Origin of the sequence: Thalassovita sp. (assembly GCF_963691685.1) — a bacterium.
GTDB lineage: Bacteria > Pseudomonadota > Alphaproteobacteria > Rhodobacterales > Rhodobacteraceae > Thalassobius.
This window is the reverse complement of the sequence record NZ_OY829290.1, coordinates 562901-576283: the sequence shown is the minus strand read 5'-3', so window position 1 is coordinate 576283 and position 13383 is coordinate 562901. Positions and strand designations below refer to the sequence as shown.

At 61.5% G+C, this 13383-nt stretch carries 15 protein-coding genes; 4 read left to right on the top strand and 11 right to left on the bottom strand.

Features of this window, described 5'->3' with window-relative positions:
- Positions 1 to 11: 11 nt before the first annotated feature.
- From ACORLH_RS02770 to ACORLH_RS02740, 7 genes are all read right to left on the bottom strand, one after another.
- Positions 12 to 809 (bottom strand): amino acid ABC transporter permease, encoded by a 798-nt coding sequence (locus tag ACORLH_RS02770; RefSeq protein ID WP_321831082.1) that lies wholly within the window; start codon positions 807 to 809, stop codon positions 12 to 14.
- A gap of 72 nt (positions 810 to 881) precedes the next feature.
- Positions 882 to 1667: a transporter substrate-binding domain-containing protein gene (locus ACORLH_RS02765; RefSeq protein ID WP_321831081.1), complete on the bottom strand. Its 786-nt coding sequence runs from the start codon at positions 1665 to 1667 to the stop codon at positions 882 to 884.
- Between the two features lie 72 nt (positions 1668 to 1739).
- Positions 1740 to 2786 carry a HesA/MoeB/ThiF family protein gene (locus tag ACORLH_RS02760; RefSeq protein WP_321831080.1) on the bottom strand — a complete coding sequence of 349 codons (1047 nt, stop codon included), beginning with the start codon at positions 2784 to 2786 and terminating at the stop codon, positions 1740 to 1742.
- A 40-nt stretch (positions 2787 to 2826) separates the two neighbouring features.
- Entirely contained in the window at positions 2827 to 3291 is a 465-nt protein-coding gene (gene dut / locus ACORLH_RS02755; RefSeq protein ID WP_321831079.1) for a dUTP diphosphatase, read from the bottom strand.
- Positions 3292 to 3345: 54 nt separating this feature from the next.
- A complete protein-coding gene (gene coaBC / locus ACORLH_RS02750) occupies positions 3346 to 4542 on the bottom strand; it encodes a bifunctional phosphopantothenoylcysteine decarboxylase/phosphopantothenate--cysteine ligase CoaBC (RefSeq protein ID WP_321831077.1) in 1197 nt (398 codons plus the stop codon).
- A gap of 81 nt (positions 4543 to 4623) precedes the next feature.
- Entirely contained in the window at positions 4624 to 5421 is a 798-nt protein-coding gene (locus ACORLH_RS02745; protein WP_321831075.1) for a ChaN family lipoprotein, read from the bottom strand.
- Positions 5418 to 6296, bottom strand: a complete 879-nt coding sequence (locus tag ACORLH_RS02740; RefSeq protein ID WP_058243332.1) for an RNA polymerase factor sigma-32 — start codon at positions 6294 to 6296, stop codon at positions 5418 to 5420. The genes ACORLH_RS02745 and ACORLH_RS02740 overlap by 4 nt, the downstream gene beginning before the upstream one ends.
- 110 nt (positions 6297 to 6406) lie before the next feature.
- On the opposite strand from ACORLH_RS02740, the gene cobU reads away from it, so the two are divergent.
- The 4 genes from cobU to ACORLH_RS02720 all read left to right on the top strand — a co-directional run bounded on the left by cobU (position 6407) and on the right by ACORLH_RS02720 (position 10057).
- Positions 6407 to 6928, top strand: a complete 522-nt coding sequence (gene cobU / locus ACORLH_RS02735) for a bifunctional adenosylcobinamide kinase/adenosylcobinamide-phosphate guanylyltransferase (RefSeq protein WP_321831074.1) — start codon at positions 6407 to 6409, stop codon at positions 6926 to 6928.
- Positions 6925 to 7497, top strand: coding sequence for a histidine phosphatase family protein (locus ACORLH_RS02730; protein WP_321831073.1), 573 nt, complete (start codon positions 6925 to 6927; stop codon positions 7495 to 7497). The genes cobU and ACORLH_RS02730 overlap by 4 nt, the downstream gene beginning before the upstream one ends.
- An 89-nt stretch (positions 7498 to 7586) precedes the next feature.
- Complete coding sequence (locus ACORLH_RS02725) at positions 7587 to 8468, top strand: glutathione S-transferase (RefSeq protein WP_321831072.1); 882 nt, start codon at positions 7587 to 7589, stop codon at positions 8466 to 8468.
- A gap of 77 nt (positions 8469 to 8545) precedes the next feature.
- Positions 8546 to 10057, top strand: a complete 1512-nt coding sequence (locus ACORLH_RS02720; RefSeq protein ID WP_321831071.1) for a YifB family Mg chelatase-like AAA ATPase — start codon at positions 8546 to 8548, stop codon at positions 10055 to 10057.
- Here ACORLH_RS02720 and ACORLH_RS02715 read toward each other — a convergent pair.
- From ACORLH_RS02715 to rsmI, 4 genes are all read right to left on the bottom strand, one after another.
- Positions 10054 to 10971, bottom strand: coding sequence for an alpha/beta hydrolase (locus ACORLH_RS02715; protein ID WP_321831070.1), 918 nt, complete (start codon positions 10969 to 10971; stop codon positions 10054 to 10056). The genes ACORLH_RS02720 and ACORLH_RS02715 overlap by 4 nt on opposite strands.
- Positions 10968 to 11903 carry a glutathione synthase gene (gshB, locus tag ACORLH_RS02710; RefSeq protein WP_321831069.1) on the bottom strand — a complete coding sequence of 312 codons (936 nt, stop codon included), beginning with the start codon at positions 11901 to 11903 and terminating at the stop codon, positions 10968 to 10970. Before gshB ends, ACORLH_RS02715 begins: the two co-directional genes overlap by 4 nt.
- A 92-nt stretch (positions 11904 to 11995) precedes the next feature.
- Entirely contained in the window at positions 11996 to 12460 is a 465-nt protein-coding gene (locus ACORLH_RS02705; protein ID WP_321832762.1) for a YraN family protein, read from the bottom strand.
- 39 nt (positions 12461 to 12499) lie between these two features.
- Positions 12500 to 13360: a 16S rRNA (cytidine(1402)-2'-O)-methyltransferase gene (gene rsmI, locus ACORLH_RS02700; RefSeq protein WP_321831068.1), complete on the bottom strand. Its 861-nt coding sequence runs from the start codon at positions 13358 to 13360 to the stop codon at positions 12500 to 12502.
- Positions 13361 to 13383 lie beyond the last annotated feature (23 nt).

The window sequence follows — 13383 nt, the reverse complement described above, 5'->3', positions numbered from 1 at the left end:
GTAGAAGGCCGTCACCCCACGTCCTTGCGCCGCAGATGCCGTTCAAACCGTCTGAGCAGCAGCGACAGGCCAATCGTCATGGTCAGATAGATCAGCGCCACCACATTATAGGTCTCAAAATACCGGAAGTTGCTGGCGGCAGTGACCTTGCCCAACTGGGTGACATCCAGAACCCCCAGCACTGACACGAGAGAGGAATCCTTAACCAAGGCCACGAAATCATTGCCCAAAGGCGGCAGGATCGTGCGGATCGCCTGCGGGAAAATCACCAGCCGGAACCGATGCCAGCGGCTTAGGCCCAAGGCCTGCGCCGCCTCAATCTGGCCGGTGTCAACAGATTGCAGACCCGCGCGGAACACTTCGGAAATAAAGGCGCTATAGGCAATCATCAGGGCAAGGATGGCGCGCCACAGCAATGGGAAATGCCGGGTGCGGATCGGATCAAGGCCAATCATCTCCCCCAGATAGTTGTAAAAGGCGACCAGCGCCGGGGCGAGGGCGAAGGCCACATAAAGCAGCAGCACAATGATCGGCACGCCGCGCACCACTTCGACGTAGAACCGGCAGAGCTGACGCACCACCAGATAGCGTGACCCAGACCCCACCGCCAGGAGCAGCCCCAGACCCGAAGCCAAGACAAAGCTGACCAAAGTGACAAAAACTGTCAGTTTGACACCTTTGCTGAGGGTCGAAAGGATCTGCACATAGAGGTCATCCGTGACCACTTGCCAGCCCAGATACAGCCCAATGGCCACCACGGCGACCAGCCACCAGGGGAAGTCTTCTTTGTTCTCGCGGACCGGGCCCATCTTGCCTGCCTTTCAGAAAAATCCCCGACACGCAGGTTGCGGCCGGGGATCTGTCATCAACTTTATTCGATCTTACTGACCCAGTTTATATTCCAGGAACCACTTGGTGTTCAGCGCTTCCAGCGATCCATCCGCCTCCATCGAGGCGATCGCGGCATTGATCGGGTCAACCAGATCCGAGCCTTTGGGGAAGATGAAACCAAAGTCCTCAGTACCCAGCGGATCGCCGATGATTTTCAGACGACCGTCAGATGCCGCCACATAGCCGTTGGCCGCGGTGCTGTCGGACAGGGCCAGATCCACATCGCCCACGCGCAGGGCCTGAATGGCCGCGCCGAAGGTTTCAAACAGAGTGATGCGCGGGTTGGCCTCATCGCCGTCCAGAATGTCATAAACGGTGACGTAGAACGGCGTGGTGCCCGGCTGCGCGCCGGCCAGCAGATCGGCATTGGCGGCAAAGCTTTTGGCATCGTCGAACCGGGTTTCATCACCCGCAACAATCATCCGCATCTGCGATGTCATATATTTGTCCGAGAAGTCGACCTTTTCCTTGCGGTCTTCGCGGATGGTGATGCCGGTCATGCCCAGATCGAACTGCCCCTCCGAGACCGCGGGGATCATCGCGTCCCAGCTGATGTTTTCGTAAACAACGGTGATGTTGATACGCTTGGCAATCTCCGCCATCGCGTCATATTCCCAACCGATCGCCTCGCCGGTTTTGGGATCAACAAACTGCAGCGGCGGATAGGCGTTTTCGGTCACAACAACCACTTCCTTGCCGCCCAGATCCGGCAGGTCCGCCGCCATAGCGGTGGAGGTCAGGCCCAATGCGGCCACCATCGACAGAACAAATTTCATGCTTAAACCCTCTCTGTTCACGCCGAAGGCTCTCCGGCTTGTGGCACTGTTTTAACGGATCGCGGCGGTTGCTCAACCATCCGTTTTGCCACAAATCGGGCAATCAGCGCGTGGTTTTACCGTGAATTTACGGGTTTCGCCCCAAAGCGCGTCGTAAATCATCATCTCACCGCGCAGCACCGCGCCTGCACGGGTGATCAGTTTCATCGCCTCAACCGCCATCATCGTGCCAATGACCCCGGGCAGCGGTGCGATCACCCCGGCCTCGGCACAGCTGGGGGCCAGCCCGGCAGCAGGTGCTTCGGGGAAGACACATTGATAGCAGGGTCCACCCTTTTTGGGATGAAACACGCTGATCTGCCCTTCCCATTGCGACAGCGCGCCAGAAATCAGCGGCTTGCCCTGGTCTACGCAGATCCGGTTGGCCAGATAGCGGGTGTCAAAGTTATCGGTGCCGTCCAGCACGATGTCATACGCCGCAATCAGATCCGCGGCTGTCTCCGCCTCCAACCGCCGTTTGTAAGGACGCACCTCCACAAAGGGGTTTTGTGCCTTCATGGCCTTTTCAGCGGAAAACACCTTGGGCAGGCCTATGTCTGCATCGCGGTGGATCACCTGACGCTGCAGGTTGGAATTGTCGACCTCATCATCATCAATCACCCCAATGGTGCCCACACCCGCCGCCGCCAAATAAAGCAGCGCCGGGGAGCCAAGGCCGCCCGCACCAATGACCAGAACCTTGGCGTTTTTCAGCCGCTTCTGACCGGTGCCGCCGACCTCACGCATGACGATATGGCGGGCGTAGCGGTTCAGTTCTGTCTCAGAAAATGTTGGTTTCGGCGCGCTATCTTCCACCTCATCGGGTTGGGCGCGCTGGCGCAGCCAGCCAAGGCCCATCCGGTAAAGCCAGACCAAGACACCGGCCCCCGCCAGCATCAGCCAGAGCGCAACCGATCCACCCGTGGCCTCCCGCAGGGGATGGCCCTCAGGCAGGGTCAGCTGGGCCAGAACCACGGCGGCCCACAGCAGGAAGGTCAAGGACCAGCGCATGCCTTTGGGCAGGCCGATCAGCTGCCCTACGCCCCAGATCATCCCAACAAGTGCAAATACCAGCAGCATTGACCGCCTTTACCTTTCTGCCCCGTTTACTGGCGCCCAATTACTGACGTCCGGTGGAGCCAAAGCCCCCCGCGCCGCGCGCCGTGTCCTCTAGATCTTCGGCCACCGCAAAGGCCGCCATCACCACAGGGGCCACCACCATCTGCGCGATCCGGTCACCGTGATTGATCTGGAACGCCTCCTGACCGGCGTTCATCACAATGACACCCAACGGGCCGCGATAATCGCTGTCAATGGTGCCGGGGCTGTTGGGCAGGGTGATGCCATGTTTCAGCGCCAGACCCGAGCGGGGGCGCAGCTGCACCTCATAGCCTTCGGGGATCGCCATCCGCAGCCCCGTCGGCACCAGCGCGCGGGCCCCGGGTGCCAGTTCGATACCGCTGGCGCGAAGATCCGCGCCAAAATTCGCCCGCAGATCCGCGCCCGCGGCGCCCACGGTGGCATAGCCCGGCAGGCCAAGGGATTGATCCGCCTCGGGCAGCCAGCTCAGCACAATTTCAACCATGGTCACGTACTCTTTCAATGTTCCCAAAATACTCTCGCCGAAGGCCGCTGCGCCTCAGCGCAGCACCGCTTCAGCAATGCGGTCGGCCAGTTTCACCGCCACCGCGTCTTTACCCATCCGCGGCCAGTTTTCCGCCCCATCCTCGGAAATCAGGGTCACGGCATTTTCGCTGCCCCCCATGATGCCGGTTTCCGGGCTGACGTCATTGGCCACGATCCAGTCACAGCCTTTGCGCTGGCGTTTGGCCGTGGCATTGGCGATCACATCGTCGGTTTCCGCGGCAAAGCCCACCACCAGACCGGGGCGGCCCTGATCCAGCTGGCTGATCGTTGCCAGAATGTCGGGGTTTTCGGCAAATTCCAGCACCGGCAGCTTGCCGTTCTGTTTCTTGATTTTTGAACCTGAGGCCGAGGACACACGCCAATCCGCAACGGCGGCAGCAAACACACCGGCATCCACCGGCAACGCCGCCTCAACTGCCGTTAACATATCCTTGGCGCTTTCCACCCGGTGCAGCACCACCCCCTCCGGCGGGGGCACATCTGCGGGCCCGGTGACAAAGATCACTTCTGCCCCCAGCGCCAGCAGGGCCTTGGCAATTGCCGTGCCCTGCACCCCGGAGGAACGGTTGGCGATATAGCGCACCGGATCAATCGGCTCATGGGTCGGGCCCGAGGTCACAAGGATCCGTTTGCCTTTGAGGGGACCGTCGGTCAGCGCCGCCTCAATCCCGGCCAGGATCTCCATCGGTTCGACCATGCGGCCCGGACCATATTCGCCGCAGGCCATATCGCCCTCATTCGGGCCCAGAACCGTGATGCCATCGCCCTGCAACAGCGCCAGATTGCGCTGGGTCGCCGGGTGATCCCACATCCGCACGTTCATCGCAGGCGCAATCATCACCGGGGTGTCGGTGGCCAGCAGCAGGGTCGAGGCCAGATCGTTGGCCTGACCTTGCGCCATTTTCGCCATCAGATCGGCGGTCGCTGGGGCCAGCACCACCAGATCCGCCACGCGCGACAGCTGGATATGGCCCATCTCGGCCTCATCGGTCAGGTCAAACAGATCCGTGTAGACCTTTTCGCCCGCCAGCGAGCCGATGGTCAGCGGGGTGACAAATTCCTGCGCGGCCTTGGTCAGAACCGGCGTCACCGAGGCCCCTCGTTCGCGCAGGCGGCGGATCAGCTCGGGCAGTTTAAAGGCCGCGATCCCGCCCCCGATAATCAACAAAATGCGCTTGCCGTTCAGCATGTTCACCCCCGGAGTAACCTGTGGCGGACAGTAGGGCGCTGCGCAGCCAAGGACAAGGGCGCGCGCAGGTCGGGGCGGCGCTTAGCGGAAGGCATCGCAGGGATCCCCCCGGTCAACACCGGGGCTGTCAATGATCAGATCAAAGCCACCGTCGGGCGTTTGCCCATCCTCGGATTGCCCCAGCGCGATGACCTTCACCTCAGCGTCCAGCTGGCGGATCAGCGCGGTTGCCCCCCAATCGCTGCGGGCATGGCCATTGCCGGTGATCACCGCAACCGGACCGCCGGTTTCCAAGAGGGCCTGCATTGCAGCACGCGCCAGATAGGCATCCCGCAGGCGTTGCAGCGCCACCATCGGGGTCAAGTTTTCACGTGGGATCGCCTCACAATGGGCCTGAAACTGCAATGTCAGACGGGCCTGCATCTGATCTGGTGGCAGATCCTTGGTCAGCCCATAGGCCTCAGAAAAGGCGCCAAAACTTTCGGAGATACCGTTGGAATAGGCGGCTCTGGCCTCCGCCCTAGGTAACCCGGCACCATAGAGCTGCGCCATGGGGGCGGCCGCAAACACAGGTGCGTAGATCTGGAAATCGGGCCAGCCACTGTCAGCCCAGCCCAGCGCCTCGGCCAGTGCGGCCAAGTCCTGACGATCCACCCCTTCTGCCGCGGTCACCTGCGCCGGTGTCAGCATTTCAAAAACCAGCGCCGCGGGCTGCATCGCTGTGACGATGCGGGCCTGTTCAAGGTGATGGTCGGGATTATCGTGCACCTCTCCCAACAGGGCGATGTCGGCGACAGTGAACAAAGCATCCGCCGCCTCATCTGCATGAAGCGGCGGTGCAGCGAAAGTAGCCAGAACGGCAGCAATCAACATCCTCATAGGAGGAGATCTTGCACCTCTTCGCTTTCGGCTTCCAGCTGTTTCCGCATCTTCTTCAGCGCTGCGGCCTCCAGCTGACGCACTCGTTCTTTCGACAGGCCCAGCTCAATCCCCAGGGATTCCAGCGTGCGCACAGGTTCGCGCAGTTTCCGTTCCCGGATGATGAACTGTTCACGTTCATTGAGGCGCGACACCGCATCGGTCAGCCAGCTGCGCAACGCCTTGCGATCATGTTGATCCGCAACGATCTCAGCCGCCTGTGAACGGTCATCTTCCAGCGTATCAATCCATTCCCGCCCCTCATCTTCGGAGCTTTGCGTGGCGTTGAGGGAGAAGTCACTGCCGGACAGTCGCCCCTCCATCATCTCCACATCATGGATCGGAACGCCGATTTCCATCGAAATGGCCTGACGCATCTGATGCCGATCCAGTTCTTCGCCGCGGGAAAATGCCTCCCGCTCCAGCCGGGCCTGAACCCGACGCATGTTGAAAAACAGCGACTTCTGCGAGGAGGTCGAGCCGGTGCGCACCATAGACCAGTTGCGCATCACATAGTCCTGAATGGATGCTTTGATCCACCAGACCGCATAGGTTGAAAAGCGAACGCCGCGATCGGGATCAAATTTGTCCGCAGCCTTCATCAGACCCAACCCAGCCTCCTGGATCAGGTCATTCATCGGTGCGCCATATCGTTTAAATTTGGCCGCCATTGAAATGGCGAGGCGCATATAGGCAGTAATTAATCGGTGCAGGGCTGCTTCATCGCGATGATCGCGCCATGCATATGCTAATTGTCTTTCCGTTTCCGCATCCAGCAATTCAGCCTTCATGGCTGTGCGGGACAGCGATAGGTCCTTGGGTGAATCAAGTGCCATGATATTCCCCCATGTTTGTGACGCGTGAAATAATCTTGCGTCTTGTTATCTTAGCCGCATGAATGCTACGCACCGCAAGGTGTACTGGATCACAATAAGGTGTGAAAAACATGCTGCAGAAGCTGACTCTGGTCCTTGGCGGGGCCTCCTCCGGCAAGTCTGCATTCGCCGAAAACATCGTGATTCAAAGTGGTTACACCCGCATCTACCTGGCCACATCGCAGGCCTGGGATGATGAAATGAAAGAGAAAATTCAAAGACATATTCAACAGCGTGGCGAAGGCTGGAAAACCGTTGAAGCGCCTTTGGACCTCACGGAGGCGTTGGCCGCTGTGAAGAAGAAAGAGGTCGTGCTGCTGGATTGCGCCACCATGTGGCTGACCAATCATCTGCTGGCGGACCACGATCTGAAGGCCGAAAGCAAACGACTGCTGAAAGCGCTGAAAGACTGTAAAGGCCATGTGGTTGTGGTCAGCAATGAGGTGGGGCTTTCGGTTGTTCCGGAAAATGCGCTGGCGCGGCGGTTCCGTGATGCGCAAGGTACTTTGAACCAACAGCTGGCCGCCCGTGCCGATACGGTGGTTGCGGTGATGGCGGGCCTGCCACTGGCACTGAAAGGGACCTTGCCATGAGCCGTTTCTTCTGGGTGCGCCACGGACCAACCCATGCCAAGACCATGGTCGGCTGGTCCGATTTGCCCGCCGATCTGTCTGATACCGCACAGGTTGAACGGCTGGCCGGGCATTTGCCACAAAACGCGCTTGTGATCTCCTCCGATCTCAGCCGGGCGCGGGCCACGGCAGACGCCATTCAGGGCCAGCGCGACCGCTTGGCGCATGATATGGATCTGCGGGAAATCCATTTCGGCGACTGGGAGCTGAAACGTTTTGATGAGATTGAGGATGAGGCGCTGATCCGCAATTTCTGGGACAATCCCGGCGATGTGCGCCCGCCCAACGGCGAAAGCTGGCATGAGGTCAGCGCCCGTGTCGACCGCGCCGTCGCCCGTGTGATGGCGGCCCACCCCGACCGGGACATCATTGCCGTGGCGCATTTCGGGGTGATCCTGACCCAGGTTCAGCAGGCGTTGCAGATCGGCGCTTATGAGGCCTTTGCCCATCGGATCGAAAACCTGTCGGTCACTGAGCTGCATTGGCAGGGTGGACGCTGGCACGCCAAGGGCATCAATCACCTTCCGTGATGCAGTTACCGCACAGATTTTCGTTTCACAGATAAGGTGTTGCCGCCTAGCTTGCCACCAGAACAACGCGGACAGGCACGGAGGCCCCCATGAGCTACGAACTCTTCATCGGTGATCGCACCTTTTCCAGCTGGTCCCTGCGCGGCTGGCTGATGCTGGAAAAGTTTGACCTGCCGTTTCAGACCACCACGCTGAGCCTTTATGACGGCAGCTTCCGCAGCGCGCTGGAACCTCTGGCGCCGGCCCGGCTGGTGCCAGTTGTGCGTTGTGCCGACGGGACAGTGATTGGCGAAACACTGGCGATTGCTGAAGAGCTGAACGAGCGCCACCCCGAGGCGCAGATGTGGCCCGCCGACCCTGCCGCCCGCGCCTTTGCCCGCTGGATCTCGGCCGAGATGCACGCCGGGTTCATGGCGCTGCGCAGTGAATGCCCGATGCAGCTGATCCATCAATATCAGGATTTCCCGGTCAGCGATGCCGTCGCCGCTGATCTGGCTCGGATTGAGGATCTGTGGACCCGGGCGCGCCAACAGTTTGGCGCCGAGGGCCCGTGGCTCTTTGGGCGCTACTCGCTGGCGGATGCGTTTTACGCGCCGATTGCGGCCCGGATCGCAGGCCACGGCTTGCCGGTAGGCCAGATCGCTGCGGACTATGTGGCAACCACGCTGGCTGATCCCAGCTTCCGCCGCTGGCGCGCCCTTGGTCTGACCCGCAGCTATGATCCTGTGCCTTACGCAAACGATCATGCCACAACGGTTTGGCCCGGACCTGCGCGCCTGTCTGCGGTGGCGGCTGAAGGGAAAGCACCGGTCAATACCGCCTGCCCCTATTCAGGCCGCCCCTCCACCCATTGTCTGGAGCTGGACGGCATCATCTACGGGTTCTGCAACGCCACCTGCCGCGACAAGACCGTTGCGGATGCCGAAGCCTGGCCAAAGTTCACCGCTCTGCGGGCCGAACACGGGGCTTGAAGCCGGCGTTCCGCTCGATCGTTAACGCTTCGGTAAGCACTGCGCGGTTAACGTTCCCCTAACCAAGGGGGAAAGCTATGGTTGCGCGGGCCTATACCGTTGCTTTTGAAGGTGTATCTGCCCGGCGGGTTGAGGTGCAATGCGCCCTGTCGCCGGGCTTGCCTGCGTTTTCCATCGTGGGCCTGCCGGATAAATCCGTCTCAGAAGCGCGGGACCGGGTGCGCGCCGCGCTCAGCGCTTTGGCCATCGCGCTGCCGTCCAAACGGATCACGATCAACCTCTCCCCCGCCGATCTGCCCAAGGAGGGCAGTCATTTTGATCTGCCGATTGCCATGGCGCTGCTGGCCGCGTTGGAGATCATTCCGCCAGATGCCGCCGAGGCGATCACCGCCTTGGGCGAACTGTCCCTTGATGGCGCATTGATCCCGGTGATCGGCGCCCTGCCCGCCGCCATGGCCGCCGCGGAGGAGGACCGCGCGCTGCTCTGCCCAGCCGCCTCAGGGGCGGAGGCCGCCTGGGTCGGGGCCTGTCAGGTCATTGCCGCACCGGCGCTTTCAGACGTGGTGCGCCATTTCACCGGCCAGTCCCCGCTGCCCCCTGCCGAACCCGGGGAGGTCACAGGCACCTCCGGCAGCCGTTGCCTGCGCGATGTCAAAGGTCAGGAACGGGCGAAACGGGCGCTGGAAATCGCTGCCGCCGGACGCCATCACCTTTTGATGAGCGGCCCGCCGGGGTCCGGCAAATCGATGCTGGCGGCCCGACTGCCCGGCATCTTGCCACCCCTCAGCGCAGCGGAGGCATTGCAAACCTCCATGATCCATTCCCTTGCCGGCCTTTTGGACGAAGGCGGCATTTCACGCAGCCGCCCGTTCCGTGAACCGCATCACACCGCCTCAATGGCGGCGATTGTGGGCGGTGGGCGCAGTGCCAAACCGGGGGAGATTTCGCTGGCCCATAATGGCGTGTTGTTCCTTGATGAATTGCCTGAGTTCAACAGGTCCGTTCTGGAAACCCTGCGCCAACCCATTGAAACCGGGGAGGTTATGATCAGCCGCGCCAATGCCCATGTGACCTACCCATGCCGATTCATGCTGGTGGCCGCGGCCAATCCTTGCCGTTGCGGCCACCTGACAGATCCGGCCCGCGCCTGCAATCGCGCCCCCAATTGTGGTGAGGATTACATGGGCCGGATCTCAGGTCCGTTGCTGGACCGGTTTGACCTGCGCCTTGAGGTGCCGCCGGTCAGTTTCACCGATCTGGACCTGCCCGCCACGGGTGACAGCTCGGCGCAGGTGTGCAGCCGCGTCGCCCAAGCCCGGGCGCGACAGGCCGCGCGGCATGGCGCCGAAGACGGTTTTGCCAATTCCGATCTGGAAGGCGGCGCGCTGAGCGAAGTGGCGACGCCTGATGGGGAGGGCCAAGCCCTACTGGGGCAAGTGGCGGAGCGTTTTGGCCTGACGGCGCGGGGCTATCACCGGGTGCTGCGGGTCGCGCGCACCATCGCAGATCTGGATCTCAGCGACGCGGTGCGACGCCCCCATGTGGCCGAGGCGATCAGCTACCGGCTGATGCAGCCGCAATCGGGTTAGCAAAAGCGTCTTAGAAAATGGGCAACGTCGCGCAGGGCGGCGCGTGCTTCGGGAAACCAACCATCAAAAATCTGCCAGACATGCGGGGCGTCCTGCCAGATCTGCAGCGTGACCTCCGCACCTGCGTCGCGCAGCTTATCGGCCATCCGACGGGCGTCATCATAGAGGATCTCAGCGTCCGAGACCTGGATCAGCACCGGCGGGCAGTCCGGGAAATTGGCATAAAGCGGTGAGGCGCGTGGGTCTTCGGGCGCCAGATCCCCCAGGATCATCCGCGCCAGATAGGGCCCGCGGTCGCCAGGAAAGAAGTGATCCCGCTGCCCGTTGTCCCGCACGGAGGCCCCGGTGAAGGCAAGATCACAGAAGGGCGAAAGCGCAAAAGCGGCGGCCGGGGGCTGACCGCTTTGACAGAGCTCCGCCAACAGCGCCAGGGCCAGACCGCCGCCGGCACTGTCACCGCCCAGGATGATTTGTTCGGGTCGATAGCCCCGTTGCAGCAGATGGGCATGGGCGGCCCTGGCGTCCTGCAACGCGGCGGGCAACGGATGTTCCGGCGCCAGACGATAGTCCGGCACAAAGACCCGCAACCCGGTCATGCGGGATATCCGGGCCACCAAGGCCTGATGGGTTTTCGGGCTGCCGGCGATATAGCCGCCGCCATGCAGATAAAGCAGCACCTGATCTGACATCACCGGCCCCGCCCCGACCCAGAGCGCATCGCGGGCCGCGTGTTGATCTGACCCGGGGGTGGGAAACAGGCTGGGAATGGCGTGCATATGCGGCACTGGCCGGAACCAGCGCCGCGCCGCACGTTCGAAATGGTGCCGCATGTTCTGCGGATCGGTGGCGCGCCGCATGACCGGGCGCACCGTGAGGCGCATCATCGCACCCATAAGGCGCAGCGTGAGGCTCACGCCCGCTTGGCCTCAATCGCCTCCCAGATTTTCTGGGCGGTGTTGGTGCCGTCAAACCGCTCCAGCTCCTGAATGCCGGTGGGGGAGGTGACGTTGATCTCGGTCAGGTAGTCGCCGATGACGTCAATGCCGACAAAGACCTGGCCCTTTTCGCGCAACAGCGGACCGATCCGATCACAGATTTCACGATCCCGATCGCTGAGCGCGATTTTCTCAGGCCGGCCGCCCACATGCATGTTGGAACGGGTCTCGCCGGCCTGCGGTACACGGTTGATGGCGCCTACTGGTTCACCGTCCACCAGAATGACCCGCTTGTCGCCTTTGGAGACATCCGGCAGGAACTTCTGCACAATCAGCGGTTCGCGGCTGAAGCCAGTGAACAGCTCATGCAGCGAGGTCAGGTTGCGATCACTTTCAGTCAGGCGGAAAACACCAGCGCCGCCGTTGCCGTAAAGCGGTTTCAGGATGATGTCGCCGTGTTTGTTCTTGAACTCCCGAATGGTTTGCAGATCACGCGCGATGGTGGTCGGCGGCGTCAGGTCGGGGAAATCAAGCACCAGCAGTTTTTCCGGGTAGTTGCGCACCCAGAACGGATCATTGACCACCAGAGTGTCCGGATGGATCCGGTCCAGCAGATGGGTGGTGGTGATGTAGAACATGTCAAACGGCGGGTCCTGACGCAGCCAGACCACATCAAAACTTGCCAGATCCACCTCTTGCTCAGGGCCGGTGGTATAGTGATCCCCTTCGACCTTTTGCACGGTCAGCGGCCAGCCGCGGGCGACGATGCGCCCCTCCTGATAGGACAGGCGGTCGGGCGTGTAATAAAACAGCTCATGCCCGCGCGCCTGCGCCTCAAGCGCGATGCGGAAGGTGCTGTCTGCATTGATGTCGATGGGACCGATCGGATCCATCTGAAAGGCGATTTTCATGTCTGCCACCTGTTCTGGCCAAGGGAGGTATCGACAGAATACATGACCCAAGCCCGCCAGAGTGGCAAATCAGAAATCAACAATCGCACATATCAGTGATCGCAACAGTGGTCCCAGCCGCCCCCGGCGAAGGCATTTTCCAGCACTTCAATCTGGCCCTGCGCATCAACCATGGCCACGTCAAACCGCATATTGGTCGACAGGCCCGCCCCGCAATGGCCGATGAATTCCTCAGCCGCGCGCATGATCCGTTGGGCCTGGCGAGCACTGACCCGCGCCAAGGCGTGGTCGAAAGAACGTGATTTCTTAACCTCAACAAAAACGAACCCATCGCGCTCCGGTGGCCGCAGGATCAGGTCAATTTCCCCGGCCTTGCCACGCCAGCGCGCGGCCACGAGGTGGTGGCCGCGGCTCAGATAATGGGTCACCACCTGATCTTCGGCGGCGAGCCCGGCCAGATGGGCCAATTGGCCACGGTGGTGTTTCGGGTCGTGTTTAGGGCCGTGTTTATGTTGCCCGTGAGGCCGCGGGCACGCGGGTGGCGCGGCCAAAGGCATATCCAAATCAAAGCACAGCTGGGTCAATCCGCCCCCGTTTCAGCCCTGATCGAGTGCCAGCGCCATCTGATAGATTTTCCGGCGTTTCACACCGGTTTTTGCTGCCAGTTCATCCGAGGCATCGCGCACAGACATGGTTTCAAGCAGCAGCTTCAGCTCTGCTTCTATATCAACTTCGCTAACATTTGGTGAACGCGGCCGGTCGATCAGCACCACGATTTCCCCTTTCAGGGAACGATCCGCGCAAATGTCTGCGAGGTCCTGCAATGGTGCACGAATGACCTCTTCGAATTTTTTGGTCAGCTCGCGGCACACTGCCGCGTCGCGCGCGCCGCCCATGACGTCGGCGGCATCTTTCAGCATGGCCGCCACCCGCTTGGGGCTTTCGTAAAACGCCAATGTGGCGGGGATCGCTGAAAGCTCCTCCAGCATTTTGCGGCGGGCGCCTTTAGCGTTGGGCAGGAAGCCTGCAAACATAAATCGGTCGGTGGGCAGGCCCGCGAGTGTCAGCGCCGTCACCACGGCGGAAGGACCGGGGGCGGAGATCACGTCATAACCTTCGTCGCGGGCGGCGCGGGCCAGATCAAAACCGGGATCGGCCACCATCGGCGTGCCCGCCTCAGAGGCATAGGCCAGCGATTTGCCCTCTGCCAAGAGCCCCATCAAGCGTGGCCGCATCTGGGCGCCGTTGTGATCGTGATAGGACAGCACCGGCCGATCCCCCAGGGGGACGCCGTGGATCTCCATCAGTTTGCGCAGGCTGCGGGTGTCCTCGGCCACCAGCACATCCGCGCTGGCCAGAATATCCAGCGCACGCAGCGTGATGTCACGGGCGGTTCCAATGGGTGTGGCCAACAGGTAGACACCGGGCGCCAGTTTTTTCGGTTGCAGATTCAGCACTGGACCCGCCCCTTCCTGTGTTT